Genomic DNA, 26,327 nt, shown 5'->3' with positions numbered 1-26,327 from the left:
TTTGCTATTTGAGCTATTCGCTGTAAATGCCCTTTTTCTCGGCTGCTGTCTTTTGTTACCTCTGTATGCCATTGTTCCGTGAATTTTCAAACAATTAAAACGACTACAGCAGTTTCCTCTGCCGAAGATCCGTGGCCGTTGTTACGGAATTCAATTTTTGACAGACCAAGGCCTTTGCATTTGATTGTCCATGGGCGTCCTGGTGGCTTTGTAGAGTCTTGCTTGATGGATCTTGCGAGCTCACTAAGGTCGCGTCGAGGGTCTTCAGTCGTTGTTGAGGCTTTAACTGCGGATTCCTTGCCGATAACTAGCTCCAAGTCCGCTTGGTTGATTCCGTTATTTTTACTCCCTGGACATCATGTAAGACATGATGTCCCTTTGATAAGGGATAGATTGCATCACCTTGGAGTCAAGGTGAATTTGTTGCCATTTTTGGGTGCTTGGTATTCCTGGAACCGTTTATTGTTGGAGTTTTTGACTAGTAAAGTGTGTCACGGATCTGTAGCTTTGATCCATCACCCTATTAGGCAAGGACTGGGTGATCGATATATAAGCTCTTTAAAGCAGTTTTTAAAAACTCAAATTATTCCTTTTGAGAACTGGAATTCCTATGACTTGTTAACTAAGAAACAATATTATCCAATACCTTTAGCATTAGCGCCAAATCACATGGCAGATTCAATGAATGAATTTGATGGTATATCTTCCTTGTTAGAGATTGACTTTTTGTATGTTTCCTTGGCCAATTTGTTGATGGCATTACCATGAACCAGATGAAATTAGGAAAGGTTTACCTCGTAGGTGCAGGACCTGGAGACCCTGATTTGCTAACACTTAAAGCTAGTCGCCTCCTATCACAGTGTGATGCTCTTGTATATGACTCACTGGTCCCTAACGAAATTCTGAGTTTGGTACCTGACTCTTGTGACTCTAAATTTGTTGGAAAGCGTAGGGGTCACCATTCAGTTCCTCAGGCGAAAACAAACGCAATCCTTCTGGACTTGGCTAGTCGTTATGAATGTGTAGTGCGTTTAAAGGGCGGAGATCCTTACGTTTTTGGTCGCGGAGGAGAAGAGGCTGCATATTTGAGTCGACATGGCGTCAACGTCGAGGTTGTTCCAGGTGTTACTGCAGGTATTGCTGCCCCAGCATATTTAGGTATTCCAGTAACTCATCGAGTGGTTGGTAGTTCTGTGACTTTTGTCACTGGTCATGAAGAAATTGATAAAAAACGACCCGCTGTTAATTGGCAAGCTCTTGCTCATGCTTCTGATTCTTTAGTGATATATATGGGCTTGCATAATTTAGAAAGTATTGTTGACGCTCTTTTGACTGGGGGCTTAGATCCAATGACACCTTCAGCAGTTATTCAGCAAGGCACAGTGGTAGGACAGCGTTATTTAAAGAGCTCTTTGGATGAGTTGGTTGGGAAGGTCAAAGAAGAAGGTTTTATATCTCCATCAATTGTGGTTGTTGGAAGAGTAGTAGATACTCAGATAGAAGCTGCTGCACCAACCCCTGCGAATGTCACAATGCCTATTGCCTTTTAGGCATGAGTAGTGATTGCCATAACTCATAAGATTTGGGAAAGATTTCTAGCTGTGTATTATTTAACTTTTGAATTGGGTGGCAACCTAAACTATTTATAAGTACCCATTGATCTTTGCTTTGAGGAATTGCACTTAATTCAGCCTCTTTAAATAAGCCTCTGTTCAGACCTTGTTGTCTCATTACTCCTGGCAAGCATCCACTTTTTAAGTGTGGTGTTAGCCATTTGCCTTCGCGAAAGATCAGTATATTTGCCGTACTACCACAACATAATTCATTGTTTGTTGATAGTAGTAACGCATCATCAAAGCCTGCAAGTTGAGCTTCTCGACGAGCTTGAATGGATTGCCCATAGCCGAATGTTTTGCATTGACTTAAATTACTCCATGGATTCCTACGCTCATGCCTACTAATTAGAGTTGTTATTGGTTGAAAGGATGGTGAAATGGAGTTGAACTCTAACCAAAAGCGATGCGTTGAGGGGTGTGTAGAAGTAATAGGTATGTTAATTCCCCTTGTTTCTAAGCAACCGCGACTCCAATTAATTCTTAAAGCCGCATCAGTTTCTGAGGCGTTGCAACGTTGCACTGCTTGATTGATTAGTTCTTCTATCCAATCAGCTTCTGGTGGATTTGCCATTCCTAGCAATAATGCACTTTTTTCCCAGCGTTTTATATGTGATTGTAGATGTTGTGGGTAGCCTTGATGTATAAGAATGGTTTCAAAAATACCATCCCCTAAGTGAAGACCGCGGTCCTGTAATGGAAACTGTAAGTTCGCAATTTTATCCCATTGATTATCAAACCAAGCAATACTTTTATTTTCTTTTTTGATCATTGCAGCGCCTTCATCATTGGTAGTAGTTTCCAGCTAAGTTCTTCTGCTTCTGCTTGGGACTCTGATTCGGCAACTATGCCACATCCTGCATGGGCTCTGAGGGTATCTGCTTGACGTATTAGTGATCTAATTATGATGCTGCTATCTAGTTCCCCATCCCAATTGACTCGTAATAAACATCCGCAGTAAGGGCCGCGTGAGGTTGGTTCCAGTTCACTGAGTCTTTGACAGGCTCGTAGCTTAGGAGTCCCAGTTATGGACCCTCCTGGCCAGCAAGCCTCTAACAAGTCAACCCATGATTGCTTTTCTCTAAGTTCACCTTGAACAACAGAAGTGAGGTGATGTACTTGAGGATAACTTTCTAATCCCACAAGTTGAGGTACATGAATAGAACCTGGCTTGCAAACTTTGCCTATGTCGTTACGTAGTAAATCAACTATCATGATGTTTTCAGCACGATCTTTTGGACTGCACACTAAATCAGCCGCTAAATCTGCATCTATTAATGGATTTGGATTTCTTGGTCTTGTGCCTTTGATGGGTCTCGTTTCAATTTGACCATTGGATAGCGTTTTGATAAAACGTTCTGGTGACGCTGAGATTATTGCTTCACCTTTTGCATCACCTCCAGCTACCACCAGACCTGCGAATGGGGCCGGACATTTTTTCCGTAGCTTTTGGAAGATTTCTAGATTGAGTATGTCCTTAGGTATATAAGTAGTGCAGCAACTACTTAGATTTGCTTGGAAAATATCTCCATTTGCAATGAATTCTTTGATATTTTGTACTCCCATAGCGTAGTCCGTTTTCTTGGTTTTCCATTCCCAATCTGTGATTGGGACACTTAATTGTTTTGTGAATAGTCTTCTTCGCTCCGTATTACTTTCTTCACCTTTTGAGTTAATTGCCTCTATACAATTGACCATATCTTCTAATCGTTTGAGATCGTAACCTTCGATCCATAATTGATGCTTTTCTAGATCTAGCCGTATTAATGGATCATGTCTTGCAATCCAGAGTGTTGCCATTTGATCTGGCTTCCAAAAACCTTGTGGTTCTATCCATGCTGCAGCTTCGTAACTAAGCCAACCTGTCCAATGCCCTGGGTCTAGATTTCGTAGCGCTTCAAAAGGGTTTGATGCTTTGGGAGACTGAGGAAGGCCTCTGCAACAAATTTGTTGTAGAGGATCAACTGCCAATGTTATCCATCTACCAAGTCTGCTTCCATCTCCGTCTAGCCAAATTAAACCAGCTTCACCCCATAATTCTCTTAGTTTTTTTACTATTAAAATTGGTTCCTTCCAGTCACATAATTTTTTTTGAGGTGTAATCATTGAACCAATTGCTGCAAAGATCTTTTCTACCAGCCTTTAGCAGTGCCTCATCTCTGATTCTACAACTATCACATATCCCACAGGGTGTTTCATGGTCGCTATAGCAACTCCAGGTTTCTTTCAGTGGTACACCTAGCCGTATAGCCTCATGAATAATCTGAACTTTGTTTAAATTAACCAAAGGCGCCCAAAGCTTTATTCCATTACCCTCCCGTCCTGCTTTATTTGCTAAGTTTGCTAAACTTTGAAAGGCATTTAGATAATCAGGTCGACAATCTGGATAACCTGAATAGTCAATTGCATTCACTCCTAGTACAATACGTTTGGCTCCTTTTGCTTCTGCCAGGCTGAGGCCAATCGAAATAAAAACTGTGTTTCTTCCAGGAACATATGTGTTGGGAATAGTCTGTTTTTGCACACCTTCCACAGGTAAGGCTTGTTTTTTATCTGTGAGCGATGAACCACCCCAAGCAGCTAAATTTACTTTAATTATATGATGTTCTTTTATCTCTAGTTCATTCGCTAATTTCTTAGCTGCTTCTAATTCTTTCCGGTGTCGTTGGCCATAATCTATTGATAGTCCTATGACAATGTGCCCCGCTTCAATTGCTAATGCAGTTGCCGTAGCTGAATCAAGACCTCCTGAAAGCAAGGCAATAGTTTTAAATTCATTCATAATAATATGGTGCAATTTTGGGGGAGAGTTTCTGATTTATTCCTATTAGTATCCTCATGGGTGGATGAGCTTATAGTTAATTAGGCTTTTGCTTTGAGGTTGTAAATAAGCTGTGTAAAATAGTCCCAACTAGATTTTGTTGCTTAGTCATGGCATTTACAAAACTACTTCTAAGAATAACTTATAGTTTTAAAGAACGCCTAGGAATTTGTGTATTTGAATGCTAAGCCTCCATTTTGGATTTTTTTTGACGTGTTCTAAGGCAAGTTCAAGACTCTGTGGACTATGCCAGGCAGGCTGTAGAAATAGGTAAGGATTTTCTGCCGATAATTCTGGTAATAATTTGGCACTTTTCCCCCTGGCCTTACTGGCTTCTATCGCCATTTTTTCTGCAAAATCTAGATCAGATTTTTTATCTATTATTATCTTGAGTTCATGGCATGCAGCTAAAACTTCTTGTCTAGGCCATGCATGTGTCTTAGGAGACAATGTTATCCAATTTGGGCTGCCAGTAATCGCATCCACTCCGCTTGTTTCTATATGAATTGGGATTTCATTGACTTTTTCTATTCGCACTTCTTCTTTTATTGCCTCAGATAGGTCATCTAGATTGTGGTGAAGTGGCTCCCCTCCTGTTAGCACAATAAAGGCGGCTCCTTTTTTCATAGCTTCAACAGCTTCTTGTGCCAATCTTTGTACAGAATATTGTGCATGATTTTCTGTTGACCATGATTCTTTGGTGTCACACCAAGTGCATTTGACATTGCAGCCAGCTAGACGAATAAAAAATGCACTTCGACCAACGTGTGTTCCTTCTCCTTGTAAAGAGTGGAAGTATTCCACTATAGGTAGCTCTTTGCTCATTGAGATTCTTTAGAAATTTCTTTTTCCAACGAGGAGTTTCTTTGTTCTAAGGCTTCATGTGGGGATGCTGGCAGGCGCAATTGAGCCGCTTCAATTAATCCACGGAATAATGGATGTGGCTTGCCAGGTCGAGAAAGAAATTCTGGATGATACTGGCAAGCAGTAAAAAAGGGATGGCCCTTAAGCTCAATTAATTCGACAAGTCGCCCGTCGGGGGAAGTGCCACTAATTGTGTAGCCTGACTCTAAAAATAGATTTCGATAGGAATTATTGAACTCATATCTATGACGATGACGCTCATAAACTACTTCTTCTCCATAAAGTTTCTGTCCCATTGTTTTTGGAGTAAGGCGACATGGGTAAACCCCAAGCCGCATTGTGCCTCCAAGATCTTCAATATCTTGTTGTTCTGGTAGTAAATGAATTACTGGATGTTGGGTATTTGGTTCTAATTCTGCACTAGTTGCTCCTTTGAGATTGGCTTGGTTGCAAGCCCATTCGATTACTGCACATTGCATGCCAAGACAAAGGCCTAAGAAAGGTACTCGTTGTTCTCTAGCCCAACGAATTGACTCGACTTTGCCGTCAACACCACGGTTGCCAAATCCACCGGGCACGACAACAGCATCCATTCCTTTTAAGAGCTTATCGACTCCTTCTGTTTCAATTTGCTCTGCACAAATCCAATGAAGATCAAGTGAGGCATCCTGAGCAAGGCAAGCATGCCTAAGCGCTTCAACAACAGAGAGATAGGCATCATTTAATTGTACATATTTTCCCACTAATGCTACTTTTACAGTTGGCCCTGGATGACGTAGATTGTGGACTAATTGAGTCCAATCTTTTAAATCACTTGAGTGATCCTTGAGGTCAAGAACATCAAGGACTTGTGTGCAAAAACCTTCTTCTTTTAGTGCTAGAGGCACTGCATAAATGCTATCCGCATCTAGAGATGGAATGACTGCGTCATTTTTTACTCCACAAAAACCACCTATTTTTCTTCTTAGCTCTTCATTGATAGCTCGGTCACTGCGACATACCAATATGTCTGGTTGAATTCCTATAGACCTTAGCTCTTTAACAGAGTGCTGAGTTGGTTTCGTTTTGAGTTCACCTGAGGTGCCTATAAAAGGTAAAAGAGTTACATGTACGTAAGCCAAGTCGTTTGGTCCGACATCGCCGCGGAATTCACGAATTGCTTCCAAAAAAGGTAGAGATTCGATATCACCGACTGTCCCTCCAATTTCAGTAAGAACAACATCAGCTCCTGTATTTGAAGCCACTCTATGGATCCTTGAGCGGATTTCACCTGTGATATGCGGAATTACTTGTACCGTGCCGCCGTTGTAATCTCCACGTCTTTCTTTGTTTATTACTGCTTGATATATAGATCCGGTTGTCACACTGTTGAGTCGTGACATTGCTGTATCTGTGAAGCGCTCATAGTGTCCTAAGTCCAAGTCTGTTTCTGCACCATCTTCGGTTACAAATACTTCGCCATGCTGGTATGGACTCATGGTCCCTGGGTCCACATTGAGATATGGATCCAGTTTTAAAATGGAGACGTTGTAACCTCGGGATTTGAGTAGCCTGCCAAGACTGGCAGCGACTATTCCTTTGCCAATGCTGGATACGACTCCGCCTGTGACGAAAACGAATTTAGTCATTGTCCTTTAGTTGACCTTTTAAGCTAGCTCACCCTTTTGTAGGCGAGGCAAAATTCAATGTGCTTTAGTGCTTCAATTTCTTTATAACTTTTTTAGGTTTTTCTTAGGTATTTTGTTGGGGGTTGTTAGGAGTCGAGGCTGTCTTTATAGTCCGCAACTTTCTTGCGCACTTGTGGTTGTCTCAATTTTAATAATGCTCCCGTCTCTATTTGTCGAACTCTTTCTCTTGATAAGTTTAGTTGTTCCCCAATTTCTACGAGTGTTTTAGGGGTGTCGTCGTCTAAGCCAAACCTTAGTCTTACTACTGTCGCTTCTCTGCTTGAAAGTTCGGCTAATAGGATTTCAAGATCATGGTGTAGTTGATTACGGGTTAAAGTTTCTTCGGGCGTTGCGTTTATATCTTCTAATAAGTCAATCAACTGTGTGCCTTGCTCCAGTCCTGCTTTCGTTTCCAAAGAAATTGAGCGGGGAATACTTGAAAGGATATTTCTAACAGTGTCTTCTTTGAGTTTTAATGCTTTTGCCAGATCATTTATAGAAGCAAATCTCCCTTCTGCACTAGCAATTTCTTGTTGAATTCTTTTAATTCGGTTGAGTTTTTCGGTGATATGAACTGGTAGGCGAATATTGCGACTTTGAGTTGCGATTGCTCTAGTAACTCCTTGCCTAATCCACCAATAGGCATAAGTACTGAACCGAAATCCTCTGGTTGGATCGAATTTTTCCACGGCTCTTTCTAGTCCCAAAGTACCTTCTTGAACTAAATCAAGCAGTTCCATTCCTCGTTGTTGATACTTTTTGGCAACTGCAACTACAAGCCTGAGGTTTGCTTGAATCATTTGGTTCTTTGCTCTTCGCCCTTCTCGTAAAGCTTTTTTGAGTTCTTTAGGATCAAGTTTGGATAATTTTCCCCAAACGTGGTAGCCGCGATTTAGTTTTTGTTCTAGTTCAGAAACTGTTAATTCAGAAGCAATTGCCAATTCTTGTTTGGTAGGCCAGTGACACAGATGATTGGCTTTTTGTTGTTGCAGCTGTTCTAGATGCATGAGCTCTTTAATTTCCTGGTGCTGGGATGCGAGCTTTTTTTCTTCCTTGAGCAGTGTTTCACGTCTTTGTACCAGCCTTGCGAGTATGACTTCGTCTTCACTATTGAGTAGGTCAACTTTGCCAATATCTTGCAGATAAAGGCGCACTAAATCTTTGGTTCCTCTATTGCGAGATGGAGGGGATTTGATTTTCGATGAGCTTTTTTTCAAAAGCTTGCCCTCTAGCTATATCTATAGGGTCTATCGAGAATCGCCCAGCTAATTGGAATGCTTGGAATCTATTCGGGATCGATCCATGTACTAGCAACATTTAGTTCTTCAAGTTGATTGTTAGAGACCTGGGAAGGTGCATCGGTCATCAAACATCTGGCTTGTTGGGTTTTAGGGAAGGCAATGGTGTCTCTTATTGAGTCTTCACCAGACAACAGCATCACAAGTCTGTCCAGACCAAAAGCTATTCCGCCATGTGGAGGCGCACCCATATCTAGTGCTTCGATTAAGAATCCAAATTGTTTGCGTATTTCCTCTTTGGCTAGTCCAACTGTTTCCAGTACTTGTTTTTGTAGAGCTGAGTTATGAATCCTTAATGAGCCTCCTCCTAATTCAAGACCATTGAGTACTAGGTCATAAGCTTGTGCTCTGGCTTTGGGGAGTTGGTTTTTCCAAGAGTTTGGATCGGTGCCGATGTCTTCTTGATTAGGCGCGCAAAAGGGATGGTGTAAGGCTTCGAAACGATTTTCATCTTTGTTCAATTCGAACATTGGGAAATCTACGATCCATAGGAATTGCCAAGATTCATTGGCTGTTGTAGAAGGAATCAGATTCAGTTCGCGAGCTAAGAATTGTCTAACTCGATCAAGAGCTTTATTTACAGTTGGAGTATCACCTGCGCCAAAAAGAATTAGGTCTCCTGAACTAGCTTGAACTTCATTTAAAAGATCTTCTTTTTGTTGGGCATTTAGGTTGTCTTTAATTGCTCCAATAGTGTCTATTTCTTTATCTTCTCGCACTCTAATGAAAGCCAAGCCTCCAGCTCCTGCTTTTTGAGCTTCACTAAAAATATCACCGCCAGGTTTGATTCTGACATTGCTGATTGAGTCGTTTCCGCCTGAAACTGTGAGGCATTTCACAGACCCTCCTGCTGCAATTGCTCCAGAGAAAACTTTGAAACCAATATTTTTTACGATGTGACTCACATCTTTTAATTCCATTCCATACCTTGTGTCTGGCCTGTCAGTCCCATATCTATCCATAGCTTCTTGCCAAGTCATTCTTGGGAAGGGTTTTGATAGGTTTATGCCTTTTATTTCCCTCCAAATCTTTGAAATAAGTTTTTCATTTAGAGAGAGAATATCCTCTTGACTCATAAAGCTGGTTTCTATATCTAGTTGAGTGAATTCTGGTTGACGATCAGCCCTTAGATCTTCATCACGGAAACACCTTGCAATTTGGTAATACCGTTCTAACCCCCCCACCATGAGCAATTGTTTGAATAGTTGTGGTGATTGAGGTAGCGCGAACCATTCGCCACCGCAGACACGTGAAGGGACCAGATAATCTCTTGCACCCTCAGGCGTGGAACGAGTCAAAAGTGGAGTTTCTACTTCTATAAAACCTTCATCTTCGAGAAATTGTCGTGCTGTTTTAATTGTTTGATGCCTAAGACGTAGATTTTTGCTCATTCGTTCCCTTCGCAGGTCTAAGTACCTGTGACGTAGGCGAATTTCTTCTCTTATGTTTTCCTCATCATGAATTGAGACTGTAAAAGGTAATGTTCCTTTGACGGAGTTGAGTACATGCAAATGCTTCGCGAGCACCTCTATTTCCCCCGTTGTTAGCTTTTTATTGATTGCTTCGGAAGGCCTTTGGCGAACCAGTCCAGCTATTTGTAAAACGGTTTCATTTCTAAGGCTTTCAGCGATAGAAAACATTTCTTGACCTTCATCAGGGTCAATAGTGATTTGAACTGTTCCAGTTGTATCTCTTAGATCTAGAAAGATAACCCCACCATGGTCTCTACAACGATCTACCCAGCCACAGAGTTCAACCTCTGAGCCAATGTGACCATTTCGCAGTTCGCCGCAACCATTGCTGCGCATTACAAAGACTTCATACCGATAAGCGAGTTTCCCACAAGACCTGCTTGAGAAGGGTTATTAGTTGGTTTTTAGGGATTTTGAGTGCGATAAAAGGGACGTCTGACCACTATGGCTGGATGATTTACGCCTCGGATGTTTACTGCAACCTGAGTACCTAGTTTGCTAGTGGTTGGTGGCACATAGGCAAGTGCTATGGCTTCTTCCAAGGTTGGAGACCATGTACCGCTAGTAATTTCTCCGATTTGTTTTCCTGACTCGAAAACTGGATACCCTTGTCTTGCAATTGCTTTGCCTTTCATTTTTAAACCAATCAATTTTTTCGCTATGCCTTTTTCGGCTTGTGTTTCTAGTGCTTTTCTCCCAATGAATTGGATTGGGGCTTCAAGATTGACGAGCCATCCAAGGCCTGCTTCAAAAGGTGTTGTTTCTTCATTTAGGTCTTGCCCATAGAGATGCATAGCTGCCTCTAAACGAAGAGTGTCCCGGGAGCCTAGTCCGCAGGGGCTTAACCCATTATTAATTAATTCAGACCAAAGTATTCGACCATTTTCTTGTGATAACAAAAGTTCAAAACCGTTCTCTCCAGTGTACCCAGTCCTAGCTATAAATGTTTCGTTTTCATTATTGAATGATGTGCCTTTTAGTGTGATGAAGCGGTGTCCGAATCGTGGAATATCAGTTAGTGAGATTTCGCTGATTTGCTCAAGATATGAAAGTGACTTTGGACCTTGAACAGCTAGTAGTACCCCTTCTTTTTTAATGTTTTTTATAGATATACTTTTCTCGTGTAGATGTGTATTTAACCATTTTAGGTCTTGCTCAAAACAAGCAGCATTTATAACGATTATGAGGCTTTCATTGCCGTTCTTGTTGCCGCCTAAGTCGTAGATTATGAGATCATCGATAATTCCCCCATTGTCGTTTAATAGGACTGAATAACAGGCTTCTCCTTCGCTGATCCTATGTAAATCTGTTGGGATGAGTCTTTGAAATGTATCTTTGATATTTTGCCCGTCGATACGCAGAACTCCCATGTGAGATATATCGAAAACCCCTGCGTTGTTTCTGACTGAATTGTGCTCTTGAATCAACCCGGAAAACTGAACTGGCATTTCCCAGCCTGCGAAAGGGACCATTCGCCCACCAGCCTTAAGTGACAAGTCGTGCAGAGGAGTTCGAAGTTGTTCCATAGCTGATGAAAGGGGATGCGCTCTAGGTTTTGATTCTGGGAATGATTTCAGAACTGGAAGGAAAGGCGGAGATTTGTGCTGATTCGTGGTTCCAAACGAGAAGTTTCATTAGCTTGTGCGTCTTAGGACATTGCCTATGTCCCCCCAACCATGCTGTAGAACCTGTCAACACTGTGCTGATAGCCGCACTGAGCTAGGAGGTTGGTGCTGTTTAAGGCAATTAAGCCTTCATTCTGAAGTTGCTCAATTTGCTTTTTGTCATCATTGGACCGAGAGAGAGCCTGTTCTCCCTACTTTGAGTAATTCTGCAACGGAATCCTCTAGAGATCTTCAGCTTGAACTTGGTCGGGGTGTTGTAGTAACAGGTGTTTCTGATTCCTGATTTTAGTGTTTGATGCCTTTTTATTTGCTCAGAAGCATTATGAGACTTCTGGTGATTTTTGCAGCCAGTATGGTGCTAATGCCAGAAGTATCTAGTTGAGGAGATAGTTCAACAATATCTGCGCCGACTAAATGATGATTGCGAATTACCTTTACCACCTCCGCAAAGTCTTGCCAAAAAAAGCCACCTGGTTCAGGTGTCCCTGTTCCAGGTAGAACACTTGGATCAAACCAGTCCAGATCAATAGTGAGATACATAGGGTTTCCAAGATGTGGTTGAAGAGCTTGTTCGAGAGCTTTTGCAGTTTTTCCAGCTTCAAAAGGAATCAGTCTTTTGGTTGAAAGAAGCTCTGCAAATTCTTCTCTGGTGCCACTTCTAATTCCGATTTGGAATAACTGTCCACTTGGCAAAACTTCTAAGCAGCGGCGCATTGCACAGGCATGACTGTATTTGGAACCAAGCCATTCTTCACGGAGATCAGCATGCGCATCTAGTTGAACCAGCATAAGGTCGGGATATTTCTTTGTTAAAGCTGCTACGGCGCCTGAGCTAATTGAATGCTCGCCTCCCAGCATGAGTGGCTTCAGGTTTAAATTTATGAGTTTTTCGGTTGCTTGCTTGATGATTTGAATAACTGGCTCTGGTGCTCCGAATGGAATGTCAAGGGATCCAAAGTCTTTAAAGGTCAAATCCTCTAAATCTCTGTTTAGCTCGGGGCAATATGTTTCAATTCCCTTGCTTATTTCTCGGATAGCTGAAGGGCCGAATCGAGTGCCTGGCCGGAAAGAAGTTGTGCCGTCATAGGGAACTCCAAAAAGCCCTACCTTGCAATTTTCATGATTTCGACTCGCAGCCATAAAAATTGCACCGTCATCATCAAATTCCTGCAATTTGCTTGTATTTAATTCACTCATTTGCTTAGACCTCTCTCTACAAAAGCAGGCATTGCTTCAAAGGCTCCGCTTTGCCATCTTGGACTCCATATTTCGCAATTTTCTTCTATTTGAATGACCCTTTGTTTAATTGGGTTCAGGTATCTGGGATTATCTATAGCTGCAAATGTCCAACTCCACCATCCACTTGGGTACATGGGCACCCAGCCATATAAAGGGTCCGCATATTCGAAAACTTCACGGAGAATTTTGACTGTATCGATGTGAATTTCCCTGAAGGCCTCTGGAGATTCACTTTGAGTAGCAAAAATGCCCCCAGGCTTTAGAACTCTGCGACAATTTTCAAAAAAAACTTTGTTAAAGAGACCTTTCGCCGGGCCAGCCGGATCAGACCCATCTACAAATATGACGTCGTAGTAATTAGAAGATGCGTTCGCTATCCAATGAATCCCATCTTCAATCTTCACTTTTAGCCTTGGGTCTTGCCAAGCTTGTCCGCCAATTGTAGGTAGTTGCTTTTTGCAGATTTCAACCACTGTTTCGTCTATTTCCACTAAATCTAATTGTTCAACTTCCTTGTGCAGTAGACATTCTTTTGCTGTCCCTCCATCTCCACCGCCAATAATAAGAACTTTTTGGATTTCTTTAGCACTACACATCGCGGGTTGAACTAAGCATTCGTGATAATGCTTTTCTTGTTTTTCAGCGGTCATCCAGCATCCATCTAGTAAAAGCCCTTTGCCATAGCGGCTGCTCTCAATAACTGTGATCTTTTGGAACTTGCTTTGTTCTTCTATTAAAAGTTTTGCCTCAAGTCCATAGCGCACTCCATTGTGATATTCATCAATCCAGTTGCCGTCTTGAATTGGCTTATTCATGTGTGTTGTCTTTTGGGTCTCTTTCACTAATGTCTCCTGCTAATTTCTGTTATGGAGAAATATAGTGGATTGACTCTCATACATCTTTGAAAGATTAATTGTTACACTTTTTCTTTGCGTTTTCCCATAACTTACTCAGTTCGTAGTGAGATGTTTCAGTTAATCTATTTCCTAGTTTTGTTTCTAAATAAGAAAAGCGATCTAAAAAACGTTTATTGGTCCCTGCTATGCCTTCCTCTACATTTATACTGCACCATCTTCCAATATTTATTAGTGTAAAAAAGACATCCCCAAGTTCATTTTGTACATCAGTCGAATTTTTAGTCCTAATAGCCTCTTTTAGTTCGTTTAATTCTTCATCAACTTTTTCCCATACCCTATCAATTGAATCCCATTCAAAACCTTGTTCTGCAACTTTTTGGGAGATATTAATTGCACCTGTTATTGGATGTTGTGTACGAATCTTTCTTCTTAGTTTGTCGCTAATAGGTGTTTTAGATTTTTGAAATGCCTTTTCAGATGCTTTTATCTTCTCCCAATCCTGTGGACTGTATTCACTGCTTTTATGGGTTGAATTTTCGAAAACATGAGGATGTCTTCTTATCATCTTCTGGCAGATGTTTATGATGATATCTTCGAGACAAAAACGTCCTTCTTCACTGGCAATATGCGAATGTATTATGATTTGAAATAATAAATCCCCTAGCTCTTCAATTAAATTCGTGTCATTACCATTCCTGATGGCATCTGCCACTTCATAAGCTTCTTCGATAACATATGGAATTAAGGAGTGATGCGTTTGTGTTAGGTCCCAAGGACATCCATCTTTCGGATCACGAAGTCTGGAAACAATTTCGATCAACTTGTTGATCGATTGGGCTTTTTTGCTCATTCAATCTTTAATTGCTTTATTTTATTGTTGCAATCTAATCACTTTAGCAACCAAGGGTCTCCATCTTTTATGAGATGAAGCATTGCACTTGATTCAAAACCTAAAATTACAGTGAATATTTGGATGGGATTATTCTTTATTAGGTTGGTTAACTTTTGGACAATTGGAATCAATTCTATAACTCCTAAAAGCTGTAGTGTAGCTAACATTAAAATTAGCCAAGTCATCAAATATGTAGTTCTCAGAACTGTTCCAATGAAAGGTCCATGAGAAAAAATTGAGCGATGTTTGATTGATTTTCTATAGGGCCACCACATCCACTTGAGAAACCCCCATCTCTTCAGGGAGTTTGAATGTGTATCCAAGTCTGGAGATAGCCAAAGACCACCCACTAAAAAGCTAAGACCACCTAAGATGCCAAGGTCTGCTCCCAGAAATAATCCAACACTGACCCCAAAAGGCACGCTGATAATCAATGTTGCCTTGTCATGTTCCTTTCCGGACGACATGGTTTTTGGAGTTGATAGTGATTTGGTTCCTTCTTTGGTGCAGAATTGTGTATATGGGCGATTAGCTCAGCGGTAGAGCGCCTGCCTTACAAGCAGGATGTCCCTGGTTCGAACCCTGGATCGCCCATTTTTATAGCCTTCTAATGAGGGCAAAAATTTTTGCTTACTCCTCAGGGAATAGGAGTTCTGCTAGTTCTTCAGCGTCTACGTCATATACACGAGCCAAGCTGGTTTCAATAGCGCTTGTGACTTCACCAGGAAGGAAACGCATTGCATCTAGAGCTTCCTCTGTAATCTCATCGGTTAGTAGTGTGTCTTCACTGTCCAGTTTTTCATCATTGATGACAGCCATTACCCAGCTTTGGTAGGCATATACCAGATCAGCAAATTCGAGTTCGGGGTCATTTAGATCCATGATTTTGTCCGCTGCTGGTTCAGAGGCGACATCAGTCTGACTCTTAAATGGAAAGATGTCTTCTATTCAAGACCCAACCGAAATCACCATTCAGGCAAAAGCCTTTGATTTTGCCATCGCAGAATTAGTGCTTATCCATAGAGATCGTTTTCAGCCTCTTTGGACAGTTGATAGTTGGGTGAAGTTTCTCATCTGGGTGTCCCTAAATTGTGGCTTGTCAGGAGATAGAGAGAGTTTAGAGACATTTGCGAAAGCTATGGGCTCTTCCTTGACAGTACGAATGAGAAAGCTCTTTTTTGAAAGGATTCTCGAAGACCTTCAGATTCATATTCTTGCTGATCCTGCTGATTCACAGGTTTTGGTGATGCCAATTCAGGCAGTCACTCTCGTTACAGAGGAAACAACATTTCAAGCCCTGTCGAAGGTTGGTTTGATAGAAAGAGTTGCTTTTGATAGAACGCTTTGGAAGTCCCATGAAAATGGGTTGTTGGCAATTCCTTGGAATGATTCTGAGAGTTCAGATTGAAGTCGCAAAGATTTTTCTGCAACCTTTTGCGAGCATGGTTTGAGAGAGTGTGCATTTTCCCGTGAGCGAGGTAAAAGCTGCAGCAGACATTGCTGACAATTCCGTGGTTTTATCGACAACCTATGACCCTGTCGGTACGGAAAGTCGTTGGCAAAACTTGTGGGAGGAGAACGGCATTTTTACCCCAGACCCAAGTGCATCTGGGGAACCATTCGCTGTGGTCATACCTCCTCCCAACGTGACAGGCAGCCTTCACATGGGGCATGCTTTTAATACATCTTTGATTGACACGATTGTTCGTTATCAGCGTTTGCAAGGGAAGAACGTTCTTTGTTTACCGGGAACAGATCACGCTTCAATTGCTGTTCAATCCATCCTGGAAAAACAGTTGAAAAAGGAGGGTAAAAGTATTGAAAAACTGGGGAGGGAAGCTTTTTTAAGTCGAGCTTGGGATTGGAAAGCAGAGAGTGGCGGACGGATAGTTGATCAACTTAGAAGGATGGGATATTCGGTTGATTGGAGCCGACAGAGATTTACTTTGGACGAGGGTTTGAGTGCAGCGGTTTCTGAAGCATTCGTGCGCTTGCATGAAGAGGGTTTGATTTATAGAGGTGAATATTTAGTGAATTGGTGTCCTGCTTCTGGTTCCGCAGTTAGTGATTTAGAAGTTGAGATGAAGGAGGTTGATGGATATCTTTGGCATTTTCGATATCCCCTGACTGAGGGTCCTTTGGCAAATGGCACAGCCTTTTTAGAAGTTGCGACGACTCGTCCTGAAACGATGTTGGGCGATGTGGCAGTTGCTGTAAATCCTTCGGATGAAAGGTATCGAGATTTAGTTGGCAAAGAGCTCACATTGCCCTTTGCTGGACGCAAGATTCCGGTAGTAGCAGATGAACATGTTGATCAATCTTTTGGTACGGGTTGTGTCAAGGTCACTCCAGCTCATGATCCTAATGATTTTGCAATAGGTCAGAGACATAATCTTCCGCAAATTACTGTTATGAATAAAGATGGCAAGATGAATAATCAAGCGGGTTGCTTTGCAGGCCTTGATCGATTTGAGGCTCGAAAGGCTGTAGTGGAGGAAATGAAAAAACAAGGTTTACTTGTCAAGGTCGAAAATCATCGCCATAGCATTCCTTATTCCGATAGGGGTAAGGTTCCAGTTGAACCATTGTTGTCTACGCAATGGTTTGTTCGCATGCATTCAATGGCTGCAAGTTGCCGTGAATATCTTGAACAACAGCAACCCTGCTTTGTGCCAAATCGCTGGGAAAAAGTTTATCGAGATTGGCTTACTGATATTCGTGATTGGTGTGTCAGTAGACAGTTGTGGTGGGGGCACCGGATTCCTGCTTGGTTTGTTGTTAGTGAAACAGGTGGCAGATTAACTGAAAAGACACCATATGTTGTTGCTAGATCTGAGGATGAAGCTCGACTTAAAGCTTGCGAACAGTTTGGAGACCTTATAGATATTCAACAAGATGAGGATGTGCTTGATACATGGTTCTCTAGTGGCCTTTGGCCTTTCTCTACTTTGGGTTGGCCGGATGAAAATAATGCAGATTTCAAATGTTGGTATCCGACTTCTACTCTAGTAACTGGGTTTGACATAATCTTCTTTTGGGTGGCAAGGATGACGATGATGGCTGGTCACTTTACGAGTCAAATTCCTTTCCAAGATGTTTATATTCATGGCCTGGTACGTGATGAGCAAAATCGAAAAATGAGCAAAAGCTTAGGTAATGGGATTGACCCATTATTGTTGATTGATAGATATGGTACTGATGCTTTACGCTTTGCATTAGTTCGCGAAGTTGCAGGGGCAGGTCAGGATATTCGACTGGATTATGACCGTAAAAAGGAGACCTCTGCCACTGTTGAAGCGGCTAGGAACTTTGCTAATAAGCTTTGGAATGCAACCCGTTTTGCGATGATTAATATTGGCTCTAACTCTAATGAAGTTTTAGATAAAATAGATTATTCAATATTGCAACCTTCTGATAAATGGATTTTGTCTCGGCTTGCGAGATTAAATCAACAAACGACGAAGAAGTACAAGACTTACGCTCTGGGTGAGGCGGCTAAAGGTTTATATGAATTTGCATGGAATGATTTTTGTGATTGGTATTTAGAACTAATAAAGCGTCGTCTCCAGTCAGATCAGCCGCTTACTGAATTAGCTATTCAGGATCAAAAAGTAGCCCGCCAAATTCTTTTTAATTCGCTTAGTCAATTGTTGATTATGTTACATCCATTAATGCCTCATTTAACTGAGGAGCTATGGCATGCATTGACTGGTGCCTCAGAACAAACTTTTCTTGCATTACAATCTTGGCCTGAATGTAATGAGGATCATCTAGATGATTCACTAGAGTCTTCTTTTTCTGATTTGTTTGAATCTATTCGTATGGTTCGTAATTTACGTGCAGTAGCAGGATTAAAACGCACACAAAATGTTCCTGTGAGATTTATTACTTCTCGCAAAGATTTAATTAAGATGTTGAGCGAATCGCGAGCTGATATACAAGCTTTAACATGGGCTGAGGACGTTGAGGTGCTTAATCCAAAGCAGGCATTATTACAGCCACTTCCAAGAGCTCTAGCTGCTGTCAGTGGTGAATTGGAAGTGATACTTCCAATCGAAGGCTTTGTAGACCTAGGAGCTCTTTGTGAACGTTTAAATAAAGATATGACTAAGGCGAATAAGGAAATTCAAGCTTTGTCAGAAAGATTGGCTAATCCAAATTTTACAGATAAAGCACCTACTACTGTAGTTGCTGAATGTAGATCAAAGTTGGCTGAGGCTCAATCTCAATCAGCTTTGGCTCGTAAACGACTTGACGATCTAAATTGAGTATCGGCTTGTTAGAATGATCTAATTGAGGTTCATTTTTATTTACTTTCAAATGCCCACAAATTTTAGCCATATAGCAAGAGCAATTTAGTTTCTGATTCCTAGTTGATTATGTTTGAAATCTTGTTCTCTCTTGATACTTGGCTTTCTTTTTTAAGGAGTCCATTAGGGGTTTATTTATTTGTTCCTATATATGCCATTTGGGTAACTATTTTATTGCCAGGAGCATGGGCTTCTATGCTTGCAGGCGCCTTGTATGGAACATTCCACGGTAGCATCTTAGTATTTCTTGGAGCATCACTTGGTGCACAAATATCTTTTTTTCTATCCAGAACACTCTTAAAAGGCTTCGTACAAAAAAAATTAGCTGGGTTTCCTAAGTTGCAGGCAATTGAGAAGGCCATGACTCGGGAAAGTCTTAAACTTGTTCTTCTTACGAGACTTTCACCAGCTTTTCCATTTAGCTTGTTAAACTTTATGTTTGGAGTTAGTCAGGTAAGTTGGCGTGATTATTCAATTGGTTTAATAGCCATCCTACCCGGAACCATTCTTTTTTGTGGCTTAGGTGCTTTAGCTGGGGACTTAGCTAGGTTTAATGAAATTATTTCAGGAAATACAAATGTTGGTATTTCTGTGCTGAGAATATTTGGCTTAGTTGCTACTTTCGCTGTGATATTTATTGTGTCCCGCTCCGCTAGAAGTGCGCTCAAAGAGTTTGAACCTGTTGATTAATCTGGATTCGGTATCCTAAAATCTTTCACAGCAGCCCAAAAAATAAACCAGTACAGTCTTACTTTAGATAAAAGCCCTTTGTTTGATTCAAGTTGTTTATACTTGCTTCTCCCGCAAGGAGTCTTTATCCAATTGAAGATTATTTTTTCATTCATAATTGCGAGTTAATACAATGAAGATGACTCTGATTCTATACTAAAAGATCTTCAAGCTTGCTTTGGTCGATAATCTCTATTTTAAGATCTTTCGCTTTTTTTATTTTGCTTCCAGCTTTTTCACCAGCGACTAGATAAGTGGTGTTCTTGCTCACCGAAGAGGTCACTTTACCTCCGCAAGCTTCTATAAGTGCCTTAGCCTTGTTGCGCTCAAGAGATGGCATAGTGCCTGTTAAAACAAAGATTTTTCCAAAGAGATGATTCTTTTGCTTAAGTTCTATATTTTGAGTTTTTTCTTCCAGTGTCACACCAGACTCCTTGAGTTTATTTAGCATCTGTTGATTTTCTGGAGTTGCGAACCACGCTTGGAGTGCAATGACAATTTCGTTGCCAATACCTGAAATGCTTTCAAGGAGTTCAGGTTGATGACTGACAGCATTTGCAAGCTGAGAGACAGTAGGAAATGCTTTTGTAAGTAATTTCGCATTAGATTCGCCAATGTGAGGAATGCCCAAGCCATATAGTTTATTTGCCCAAGATTTGTCTTTTGACTTGGATAGTGAAGAATAAAGTTTTTCTGCAGACTTTTCTCCTACCCTGTCGAGGCTCTTTAATGTGATTATATCTAATTCATACAGGTCTGATATTGAACTAATAATTCCTTTGTCTACTAATTGCTCTATAAGTTTGTCGCCAAACCCTTCAATATCCATAGATCCTTTGCCAACCCAATGTTTAAGCACACCTTTGATAATTGCAGGACAGCTCGGATTGATGCAGCGTGTGACTGCCTCGTTCATTTCTCGGACTAATTGAGAACTACACTCTGGACATAGTTTGGGTAGGGATATAGCTGTAGCAGCAGGATCTCTTAATTCTTTCAGTACTCGTAGAACTTCTGGAATAATTTCTCCTGCCTTTCGAACGACAATAGAGTCGCCAGTGTGTAATTCTAATGCTTCTATTCGATCGGCATTATGTAGTGTTGCACGACTAACATTTGTTCCAGCAAGTACAATTTGCTGGAATTCAGCTACAGGTGTTATTGCTCCTGTACGTCCAACTTGATAGGAAAGCCTTTCTAATTTGGTTACAGCTTCTTCTGCTGGATACTTTAGAGCAATTGCCCACCTAGGAGCTTTATGAGTGAATCCCATTGAGCTTTGATGTGCAAAACTATTCATTTTAATGACTAGCCCATCCGTCGCATATGGAAGAGAATGACGCTTAATATGCCAGTTATTAAAAAAACTTTTTACTTCAGATAAATCTTGCATTAGTTTCGCATTGGGATTAACTTTGAAACCTGCTTTCTTCAACCAATCGAGACTTTCCGTTTGTTTTTGGGGTTGTTTAAATTCTTCATTCTCGCTTGTCCAGCTTTCAGGCAAGTGCAACGTGTAGGCAAAGAAATCTAACTGTCGCGATGCTACAACTTGAGGGTTTAATTGACGCAAAGTTCCAGCACATGCATTCCTTGGGTTAGCAAACAACACTTCACCTTGATCTGCTCTTTTAGCATTGATTTTGGAAAAGCTACGATTGGGTATGAATGCCTCGCCACGTACCTCAAGCCAAGCAGGTGGGTCTTTAAGGTTCAGTATTAATGGGATTGAATAGATTGTTCTCGCATTAGCAGTAATTTCTTCTCCCTTGGTTCCGTCACCTCTTGTGGCGGCTTTTACGAGTACTCCATTCTCATAACTTAGTGATAGAGCATTCCCATCAATTTTTAGTTCGCCTACCAATTCGGGACGACTGTCGATAATATTTTGGTCACTTGAATTAGCTTTAAGTATTTTTATCACTTTTTCAAGCCAACCTTTAAATTCATCAATGTTGAAAACATTATCTAAACTATGTAATTGAAATCGATGTTCAACAGTGTTGAACTTTGCAGCTGGTTTCCCTCCTAGGCGTTGACTAGGGCTATCGGGTGTAATAAGTGCAGGATACTTTTGCTCTAGCGCTATTAACTCTCTATAAAGATTGTCATAGATTGCATCCTCCATAAAGGGTGCATCAAGTACGTAGTAAGCGTGGCCAGCTTTATTAAGTAAAGCTCTTAAATCGGCAGCACGTTCTGATGGGTCTCGCGAAAAAGATTGCAAAGTTGGTTTCTGATGGAATCAATGATTAAGCCTTTACCTCCGTTATACGGTCAATTTTCCAAACATCATCGACTTTGGTGAATGTGAAATCCAAGGGTAACTCGTTTTTCTTATCTTCGGATTTGAGTTTTAAAGTGAGGATGATCTGTCCTTCTTCAAGCCGAGGTCGACCTGACTTAAGATTGCTGTAACGGCTTAATTTGAGACCAGCTAGAAAATTGACAAATTGCTGCCGGTTGACGTGTTGTCTATAGGTTTTTGTTGTCAGCAAATACGCCGCATCTATTCGCCCTGAAGCTATTTGGGTGAAAAATTGCTTCACCAATGGGTTGAGGCCCCTAGCCCCTATAACTAATCTCGCAGCATTAACTGTCCAGTAGAGGACCAGTACCGCCACACCTGCCAATAGGGCTTTTGTCCCTATCTCTTTTACAAGAACCCCATCCATCGATTGCAAGCAACTTAGTAAGGATTCTGACTTACCACTAGTCGAAGACGCACACTTGAGAATCGATTAGTTGTGGGCAGACTGGGTTTGCCTCAGATTTTTCTCCTCCTAAACAGCTGAAATGCCTTTGGTGCCTTTGCTTCCGTTATTTCATCGATTTAATAGAGCATATTTTGATGAGACTTTGACTGTTGCGTCCCAGCCTTTGTTGACAGTGAGATGGAGTGATGGACGTTTGAGAAAAACCGCTGGCTTGTATCGTCGTAGGTCCAATTTGCTTGGAGTGTTTGCCAGCGAAATTGTTTTGTCTAGGCCTTTGTTGGAATTGCTGCCCCAGGAGGCTATAGAAAGCACCTTATGCCATGAAATGATTCATGCATGGATCGACCTTGTTTTAAAAATCCCAGAGGGACATGGCAAGAACTTTCATGCTCGGATGCGAAAAATTAATTCTGCACAGAATAAATTTCAGGTAACTGTGCGCCACAGATTTCCAGTTCCGATTAAACCAGCCAAGTGGTCCGCAGTATGTCCTATTTGTGGTCAAAGATCTAAGTACTACAGAAAAGTAAGTGGTGTTGCATGCAGACGTTGTTGCAACCAGCATTACGAGGGCAAATGGCATCCAAGTTGCTTGCTTGTGTTTGAGCCAGTTTCATTAGTTGATTGAGGTACAGGAAGGTCCTTGACCCTTGAGCATTAGAGATGCCTGAGTTTTTTATATCGATAGGCTTTACTTCGTTATGAACGAAAAATTGGTTGAGCGTATACAGCTCCATTAAGGTCAAGAAATGGATTCAGCTCGCCAACGTCGTTTACCTCGCCAACGATCCATTGACTCTTTGGATCGCCGAGTAGATCAATGGATTGAAACCGGACGACAGTTTGTTGATGGCGTATCGGGTACACGTCCTGGACAACGTAGAACAGGTCGTAGTGATCGGCGTTCAGGCTCCAATTTAGAAAATGTTGGTAAATGGGTAGGTGACAAGTTGGAGTGGCTATTAGAAGACGACGACGATTGGTTAGAGCCTTGGCAGGTTGATTCTCAAAGGAATGCTTCAGGTTCCAAGAGGCCTTTAGGAGCTATTTCGCGAAGAGTCTCTAGGCCTGACTTCTCAAATAAAGAACAGGTAGACACTTTCTTGCAAGACCATGATCAATGGCCAGATGAGGATATGTTTAAGTTGGATCGCTGGCAACGCACATCATCTAATTCTCGACAATCTTTAGATGAGACTATAAAAATCCCCAGATCAAATGGCGGTGTAAATAGACCTTTGCCTCGGTCTACGCGCCGAAGACAGTGATTTTTCTTTGTACTTATGGTGATCGTTTTTGGTTTCTATTAATGCGAAGAAGGTTTACATAGGATTGATTTTTGACCTTGTTTTACACGGAAATGACATCCTCGTTCTGCCAATTGGTTGTTAACTTCAGGGACTAGTTCTGAAGGCAGGTCTTCGGCCATTTGATCTGCTGTTGTATCGATGGATGGGGATCCAACATCTAGGGCTTCAAGTAATTGAGCCCATTGTTCGATTTGCAATGCTCGACTTGAGGAGGGTGCCATGAATAAGGGAACCGCTGCTCTATCATCCACCAAGCACAGAAGTTGGCAAGTTGTCAAGTTTAAAATGCTGCAAATTATGTAATTAATGTATTAATCGATTTTTAATTTTTCTCTAGGAGTTGATCCCAGCCATTTCTCTAGTTTTGGGCTAAATACTTCTCGTATGACAGTTAGTTCTCGTTCTTCTCGAAAGAACCGGTAATGGCGACTCCAAAAAGGCCCTTCTTGGTTGAAGCCTGATTCCAACCATTTTGCGGTAACTAATGCAAGCCCATCCACTTCTCGAAACAGTTCTGAACGGCCTTGGGTAAGACTTTTCCAAATAGGTTGATTTCTATCTTGCAGGTGCTTTTCAGCTTCATTTTGGTTCCACCAGCTTTCCGCCCATGCCAGGGTATCAGTGCCGCAATTTAGCCACACTTGACGTCTTATTAAAGGCGGTCTCAACTCTTCGATTTCTTTAGGGGCTTCTTGGTCTATTGATGGTTCCAATTGCATTGCAATTAGCTTTACTTCAACTTCGTAACCAGTTAGTAGGCGCAGATGGCGAGTGGGACTTCCATCACCTAAGAGCATTAGTCGCCAAGGGCCTGGTAGCTGTGAAGGCCCTTGGCCTGACAGCACAGAATGCGTGGAAGCTTTCCAGATACTGTGTGGAGAGCTCAATAATGAGGAAGATTCCTTTAGCAGCTAACTTCCTCCAATGACATTCAAGAGATTTTATTGTTCCTCTGCAGAGTAAACGAGATGCTCCTAGCCATGCAGCTTGAGCCATAGAACTAATGCGCTCAAGTCTGCTTTGCTAACACCTGGAATATTTGCGGCTTGGCCCAAGTTCAAGGGTCGAGCTAATGCAAGTTTTTCTCTTGCCTCCTTTGAGATTGTATTGATGGTCAAATAATTAATTTCAGTAGGAAATTTCTTCTGACTTTGTTTAAGTATTTGATTGATTTGTTTTTTTTGTCTATCTAGATATCCACTATATTTAATATCAATTTCAGCCCCTTCTCTCACGTCTAAGGGTAAATGTGAATCTGCCAAGCCTAATCTAATTAAATCTTCACTATGCATGCCAGGTCGACGTAGTAAATCAGCCAAAGTGATTGATCCTTTTATGGGTGCATTGGTTTGTTTCACTATTAGTTTCGCTTCAGGAGCACTTTCTTTTACTCGTTGTTTCTCTAAGCGTAGTTTTTCTTCTTCTAAGGCTTTCTGTTTTGCATTAAATAATTTCCAACGCCGTTCATCAATAAGGCCTAACTCATATCCTAGTGGTGTTAGTCGACGATCTGCATTGTCTCCACGCAGAGTTAGTCGATATTCACTGCGACTGGTGAGTACTCGATAGGGTTCTCGCAAATCTTGATTTACCAAATCATTAATCATGGTTCCTATATAACTACTCTCGCGAGATAGATGGATTGTTTCTTTTCCTTTGACATATCGAGTTGCATTAAGCCCTGCTATAAGGCCTTGTGCAGCAGCTTCTTCGTATCCAGTTGTACCATTTAGTTGTCCTGCACTAAATAGACCTTTGATTCTTTTAGTTTCTAGGGAAGGCAAGAGCTGGGTGGCTGGTAAGTAGTCATAATCAACAGCGTAAGCAGGCCTTAGCATTAGGCATTGTTCTAGTCCAGGAAGCGTTCTAAGCATTTCCAGTTGAAGTCTCTCGGGTAGTCCTGTCGAGAAGCCTTGTACATAAATTTCTGGCGTTTCTAAGCCCTCTGGTTCTAGAAAGATTTGGTGAGATGGCTTATCTGAGAAGCGAACAATTTTGTCTTCTATTGATGGACAATAGCGTGGGCCTTTGCTATCGATAAATCCTCCATAAACAGGAGATAGGTGAAGGTTGTTTTTGATTAATTTGTGTGTTTCATTTGTCGTACGTGTGATGTGGCAGCTGATTTGTTCTCTTTTGATCCAGGCAGTTGGATCAAAAGAGAAGAAGCGATTACTTGCATCGCTTGGCTGTTCTTCTAGTTGATCTAGGCGAATACTTCTTCGGTCAACCCTCGCTGGAGTTCCTGTTTTGAGCCTGTTGGTTGCGAAGCCCAATTCATTTAAGGCTTCTGTGAGACCTTGAGCAGGAGGTTCACCAGCTCTGCCTGCTGGCATTGATTGATTGCCTACCCATATTTGACCCCCTAAAAATGTTCCTGTTGTGAGAATGATGGCTTTTGCATGGTAAATACTGCCGAAATAGGTTCGTATACCTTTGATTTGGGAGGCAGGTCCGTTAATTGGTTTCCATTCTTTCCCACCTCCTTTTGGATCCCCCTCAACTTCAAGGCCAGTAACCATGGCTTCTCGTAAAGCCAGATTTGGCGTGTTTTGAAGTAATTGCAGCATTTCGCGTGAATATTGGCGTTTATCGGTTTGAGCTCTCAATGCCCATACAGCAGGACCTCGACTTGCATTCAAAATTCTTTTTTGAATAGCTGTTGCATCAGCTAGTCGTCCAATGACGCCACCTAATGCATCTACTTCATGTACCAGTTGACTTTTGGCAGGTCCTCCTACGGCAGGATTACATGGTTGCCAGGCGATTCGATCAAGGTTGAGCGTGAAAAGTGCAGTAGAGAGGCCAAGACGGGCAGAGGTAATAGCAGCTTCACAACCTGCATGTCCTCCTCCAACAACAATTATTTCGAAAGTTTCGATTGGTTTGTCTGGAATACTCATAAACCAATTT

Annotated in this window: 26 protein-coding genes and 1 tRNA gene; 9 read left to right on the top strand and 18 right to left on the bottom strand. The window is 41.6% G+C overall.

All coding sequences use genetic code 11. The features are described from left to right. The first annotated feature begins 78 nt into the window (after window positions 1-78). On the top strand, window positions 79-768 hold the full coding sequence (locus SOI83_RS06155; protein WP_320675825.1) for a DNA mismatch repair protein MutS: 690 nt from the start codon (window positions 79-81) through the stop codon (window positions 766-768). Next, a complete protein-coding gene (cobA, locus tag SOI83_RS06150) occupies window positions 765-1,550 on the top strand; it encodes a uroporphyrinogen-III C-methyltransferase (protein WP_320675824.1) in 786 nt (261 codons plus the stop codon). The genes SOI83_RS06155 and cobA overlap by 4 nt, the downstream gene beginning before the upstream one ends. Here cobA and SOI83_RS06145 read toward each other — a convergent pair. The 8 genes from SOI83_RS06145 to gcvT form a co-directional block, all read right to left on the bottom strand. Then, a complete protein-coding gene (locus SOI83_RS06145) occupies window positions 1,537-2,385 on the bottom strand; it encodes an aminotransferase class IV (RefSeq protein WP_320675823.1) in 849 nt (282 codons plus the stop codon). The two genes, cobA and SOI83_RS06145, sit on opposite strands and share 14 nt — an antisense overlap. Next, the gene (locus SOI83_RS06140) at window positions 2,382-3,719 is read right to left on the bottom strand and encodes an anthranilate synthase component I family protein (protein WP_320675822.1); all 1,338 of its coding nucleotides are present in this window, start codon (window positions 3,717-3,719) and stop codon (window positions 2,382-2,384) included. Before SOI83_RS06140 ends, SOI83_RS06145 begins: the two co-directional genes overlap by 4 nt. Then, complete coding sequence (queC, locus tag SOI83_RS06135; RefSeq protein WP_320675821.1) at window positions 3,691-4,395, bottom strand: 7-cyano-7-deazaguanine synthase QueC; 705 nt, start codon at window positions 4,393-4,395, stop codon at window positions 3,691-3,693. Before queC ends, SOI83_RS06140 begins: the two co-directional genes overlap by 29 nt. A 189-nt stretch (window positions 4,396-4,584) precedes the next feature. Further along, window positions 4,585-5,259, bottom strand: coding sequence for a 7-carboxy-7-deazaguanine synthase QueE (locus tag SOI83_RS06130; protein ID WP_320675820.1), 675 nt, complete (start codon window positions 5,257-5,259; stop codon window positions 4,585-4,587). After that, window positions 5,256-6,926 (bottom strand): CTP synthase, encoded by a 1,671-nt coding sequence (locus tag SOI83_RS06125; protein WP_320675819.1) that lies wholly within the window; start codon window positions 6,924-6,926, stop codon window positions 5,256-5,258. The genes SOI83_RS06130 and SOI83_RS06125 overlap by 4 nt, the downstream gene beginning before the upstream one ends. Window positions 6,927-7,051: 125 nt before the next feature. After that, the gene (locus SOI83_RS06120; protein WP_320675818.1) at window positions 7,052-8,182 is read right to left on the bottom strand and encodes an RNA polymerase sigma factor, RpoD/SigA family; all 1,131 of its coding nucleotides are present in this window, start codon (window positions 8,180-8,182) and stop codon (window positions 7,052-7,054) included. 68 nt (window positions 8,183-8,250) lie between these two features. Next, window positions 8,251-10,071, bottom strand: a complete 1,821-nt coding sequence (gene aspS / locus SOI83_RS06115; RefSeq protein WP_320675817.1) for an aspartate--tRNA ligase — start codon at window positions 10,069-10,071, stop codon at window positions 8,251-8,253. Between the two features lie 68 nt (window positions 10,072-10,139). Next, window positions 10,140-11,261 carry a glycine cleavage system aminomethyltransferase GcvT gene (gene gcvT / locus SOI83_RS06110; RefSeq protein ID WP_320675816.1) on the bottom strand — a complete coding sequence of 374 codons (1,122 nt, stop codon included), beginning with the start codon at window positions 11,259-11,261 and terminating at the stop codon, window positions 10,140-10,142. A gap of 136 nt (window positions 11,262-11,397) precedes the next feature. Here gcvT and SOI83_RS06105 point away from each other — a divergent pair, with 136 nt between their 5' ends. Then, window positions 11,398-11,643, top strand: a complete 246-nt coding sequence (locus SOI83_RS06105; RefSeq protein WP_320675815.1) for a metal-binding protein — start codon at window positions 11,398-11,400, stop codon at window positions 11,641-11,643. Between the two features lie 20 nt (window positions 11,644-11,663). Here SOI83_RS06105 and speB read toward each other — a convergent pair whose 3' ends face one another. The 4 genes from speB to SOI83_RS06085 all read right to left on the bottom strand — a co-directional run bounded on the left by speB (window position 11,664) and on the right by SOI83_RS06085 (window position 14,815). Then, window positions 11,664-12,557: an agmatinase gene (speB, locus tag SOI83_RS06100; protein ID WP_320675814.1), complete on the bottom strand. Its 894-nt coding sequence runs from the start codon at window positions 12,555-12,557 to the stop codon at window positions 11,664-11,666. Next, a complete protein-coding gene (speE, locus tag SOI83_RS06095; protein WP_320675813.1) occupies window positions 12,554-13,414 on the bottom strand; it encodes a polyamine aminopropyltransferase in 861 nt (286 codons plus the stop codon). Before speE ends, speB begins: the two co-directional genes overlap by 4 nt. A gap of 94 nt (window positions 13,415-13,508) precedes the next feature. Further along, complete coding sequence (mazG, locus tag SOI83_RS06090; RefSeq protein ID WP_320675812.1) at window positions 13,509-14,306, bottom strand: nucleoside triphosphate pyrophosphohydrolase; 798 nt, start codon at window positions 14,304-14,306, stop codon at window positions 13,509-13,511. 38 nt (window positions 14,307-14,344) lie between these two features. Beyond that, a complete protein-coding gene (locus tag SOI83_RS06085) occupies window positions 14,345-14,815 on the bottom strand; it encodes a metal-binding protein (protein ID WP_320675811.1) in 471 nt (156 codons plus the stop codon). A 55-nt stretch (window positions 14,816-14,870) separates the two neighbouring features. Between SOI83_RS06085 and SOI83_RS06080 the strand changes: the two genes are divergently transcribed. Continuing rightward, a tRNA-Val gene (locus tag SOI83_RS06080) sits at window positions 14,871-14,942 on the top strand. A 36-nt stretch (window positions 14,943-14,978) separates the two neighbouring features. On the opposite strand, the gene SOI83_RS06075 is transcribed toward SOI83_RS06080, so the two are convergent. After that, a complete protein-coding gene (locus tag SOI83_RS06075) occupies window positions 14,979-15,230 on the bottom strand; it encodes a hypothetical protein (protein ID WP_320675810.1) in 252 nt (83 codons plus the stop codon). A 55-nt stretch (window positions 15,231-15,285) separates the two neighbouring features. On the opposite strand from SOI83_RS06075, the gene SOI83_RS06070 reads away from it, so the two are divergent. From SOI83_RS06070 to SOI83_RS06060, 3 genes are all read left to right on the top strand, one after another. Beyond that, window positions 15,286-15,756 (top strand): protein phosphatase, encoded by a 471-nt coding sequence (locus tag SOI83_RS06070; RefSeq protein ID WP_320675809.1) that lies wholly within the window; start codon window positions 15,286-15,288, stop codon window positions 15,754-15,756. Window positions 15,757-15,844: 88 nt separating this feature from the next. Next, on the top strand, window positions 15,845-18,616 hold the full coding sequence (locus SOI83_RS06065) for a valine--tRNA ligase (RefSeq protein WP_320677686.1): 2,772 nt from the start codon (window positions 15,845-15,847) through the stop codon (window positions 18,614-18,616). Window positions 18,617-18,727: 111 nt separating this feature from the next. Next, complete coding sequence (locus SOI83_RS06060) at window positions 18,728-19,348, top strand: TVP38/TMEM64 family protein (protein ID WP_414153398.1); 621 nt, start codon at window positions 18,728-18,730, stop codon at window positions 19,346-19,348. Window positions 19,349-19,538: 190 nt separating this feature from the next. Here SOI83_RS06060 and ligA read toward each other — a convergent pair whose 3' ends face one another. Continuing rightward, window positions 19,539-21,614 (bottom strand): NAD-dependent DNA ligase LigA, encoded by a 2,076-nt coding sequence (gene ligA, locus SOI83_RS06055; RefSeq protein ID WP_320675807.1) that lies wholly within the window; start codon window positions 21,612-21,614, stop codon window positions 19,539-19,541. A 25-nt stretch (window positions 21,615-21,639) separates the two neighbouring features. Next, on the bottom strand, window positions 21,640-22,062 hold the full coding sequence (locus SOI83_RS06050; protein WP_320675806.1) for a hypothetical protein: 423 nt from the start codon (window positions 22,060-22,062) through the stop codon (window positions 21,640-21,642). A gap of 121 nt (window positions 22,063-22,183) precedes the next feature. Between SOI83_RS06050 and SOI83_RS06045 the strand changes: the two genes are divergently transcribed. Together SOI83_RS06045 and SOI83_RS06040 are read left to right on the top strand one after the other, a co-directional pair. Beyond that, complete coding sequence (locus SOI83_RS06045) at window positions 22,184-22,732, top strand: SprT family zinc-dependent metalloprotease (protein ID WP_320675805.1); 549 nt, start codon at window positions 22,184-22,186, stop codon at window positions 22,730-22,732. Between the two features lie 121 nt (window positions 22,733-22,853). Next, window positions 22,854-23,372 carry an RNA helicase gene (locus SOI83_RS06040; protein ID WP_320675804.1) on the top strand — a complete coding sequence of 173 codons (519 nt, stop codon included), beginning with the start codon at window positions 22,854-22,856 and terminating at the stop codon, window positions 23,370-23,372. 38 nt (window positions 23,373-23,410) lie between these two features. Here SOI83_RS06040 and SOI83_RS06035 read toward each other — a convergent pair whose 3' ends face one another. The 3 genes from SOI83_RS06035 to mnmG form a co-directional block, all read right to left on the bottom strand. Beyond that, window positions 23,411-23,635: a hypothetical protein gene (locus SOI83_RS06035; protein ID WP_320675803.1), complete on the bottom strand. Its 225-nt coding sequence runs from the start codon at window positions 23,633-23,635 to the stop codon at window positions 23,411-23,413. Window positions 23,636-23,725: 90 nt separating this feature from the next. Beyond that, window positions 23,726-24,301 carry a chorismate lyase gene (locus SOI83_RS06030; RefSeq protein WP_320675802.1) on the bottom strand — a complete coding sequence of 192 codons (576 nt, stop codon included), beginning with the start codon at window positions 24,299-24,301 and terminating at the stop codon, window positions 23,726-23,728. Between the two features lie 87 nt (window positions 24,302-24,388). Next, a complete protein-coding gene (gene mnmG / locus SOI83_RS06025; protein WP_320675801.1) occupies window positions 24,389-26,317 on the bottom strand; it encodes a tRNA uridine-5-carboxymethylaminomethyl(34) synthesis enzyme MnmG in 1,929 nt (642 codons plus the stop codon). Between the last annotated feature and the right edge of the window lie 10 nt (window positions 26,318-26,327).

The organism is Prochlorococcus sp. MIT 1300 (assembly GCF_034092375.1).
Lineage (GTDB): Bacteria > Cyanobacteriota > Cyanobacteriia > PCC-6307 > Cyanobiaceae > MIT-1300.
The sequence above is the reverse complement of the archived record's forward strand: the minus strand, read 5'-3'. Positions and strand labels throughout refer to the sequence as shown.

Excerpts from the sequence above, each read along its gene's own strand:
- SOI83_RS06140 (WP_320675822.1), bottom strand. The coding sequence starts at position 3,719 with ATGATTACACCTCAAAAAAAATTATGTGACTGGAAGGAACCAATTTTA.
- SOI83_RS06035 (WP_320675803.1), bottom strand. The coding sequence starts at position 23,635 with ATGGCACCCTCCTCAAGTCGAGCATTGCAAATCGAACAATGGGCTCAA.
- cobA (WP_320675824.1), top strand. The coding sequence starts at position 765 with ATGAACCAGATGAAATTAGGAAAGGTTTACCTCGTAGGTGCAGGACCT.
- SOI83_RS06070 (WP_320675809.1), top strand. The coding sequence starts at position 15,286 with ATGTCTTCTATTCAAGACCCAACCGAAATCACCATTCAGGCAAAAGCC.
- SOI83_RS06045 (WP_320675805.1), top strand. The coding sequence starts at position 22,184 with ATGCCTTTGGTGCCTTTGCTTCCGTTATTTCATCGATTTAATAGAGCA.
- SOI83_RS06050 (WP_320675806.1), bottom strand. The coding sequence starts at position 22,062 with ATGGATGGGGTTCTTGTAAAAGAGATAGGGACAAAAGCCCTATTGGCA.
- SOI83_RS06130 (WP_320675820.1), bottom strand. The coding sequence starts at position 5,259 with ATGAGCAAAGAGCTACCTATAGTGGAATACTTCCACTCTTTACAAGGA.
- aspS (WP_320675817.1), bottom strand. The coding sequence starts at position 10,071 with ATGCGCAGCAATGGTTGCGGCGAACTGCGAAATGGTCACATTGGCTCA.
- SOI83_RS06125 (WP_320675819.1), bottom strand. The coding sequence starts at position 6,926 with ATGACTAAATTCGTTTTCGTCACAGGCGGAGTCGTATCCAGCATTGGC.
- speB (WP_320675814.1), bottom strand. The coding sequence starts at position 12,557 with ATGAGTGAATTAAATACAAGCAAATTGCAGGAATTTGATGATGACGGT.
- SOI83_RS06075 (WP_320675810.1), bottom strand. The coding sequence starts at position 15,230 with ATGGATCTAAATGACCCCGAACTCGAATTTGCTGATCTGGTATATGCC.
- SOI83_RS06060 (WP_414153398.1), top strand. The coding sequence starts at position 18,728 with ATGTTTGAAATCTTGTTCTCTCTTGATACTTGGCTTTCTTTTTTAAGG.
- SOI83_RS06085 (WP_320675811.1), bottom strand. The coding sequence starts at position 14,815 with ATGTCGTCCGGAAAGGAACATGACAAGGCAACATTGATTATCAGCGTG.
- SOI83_RS06145 (WP_320675823.1), bottom strand. The coding sequence starts at position 2,385 with ATGATCAAAAAAGAAAATAAAAGTATTGCTTGGTTTGATAATCAATGG.
- SOI83_RS06105 (WP_320675815.1), top strand. The coding sequence starts at position 11,398 with ATGTCCCCCCAACCATGCTGTAGAACCTGTCAACACTGTGCTGATAGC.
- gcvT (WP_320675816.1), bottom strand. The coding sequence starts at position 11,261 with ATGGAACAACTTCGAACTCCTCTGCACGACTTGTCACTTAAGGCTGGT.
- mnmG (WP_320675801.1), bottom strand. The coding sequence starts at position 26,317 with ATGAGTATTCCAGACAAACCAATCGAAACTTTCGAAATAATTGTTGTT.
- queC (WP_320675821.1), bottom strand. The coding sequence starts at position 4,395 with ATGAATGAATTTAAAACTATTGCCTTGCTTTCAGGAGGTCTTGATTCA.
- speE (WP_320675813.1), bottom strand. The coding sequence starts at position 13,414 with ATGAATAAGCCAATTCAAGACGGCAACTGGATTGATGAATATCACAAT.
- mazG (WP_320675812.1), bottom strand. The coding sequence starts at position 14,306 with ATGAGCAAAAAAGCCCAATCGATCAACAAGTTGATCGAAATTGTTTCC.
- SOI83_RS06040 (WP_320675804.1), top strand. The coding sequence starts at position 22,854 with ATGGATTCAGCTCGCCAACGTCGTTTACCTCGCCAACGATCCATTGAC.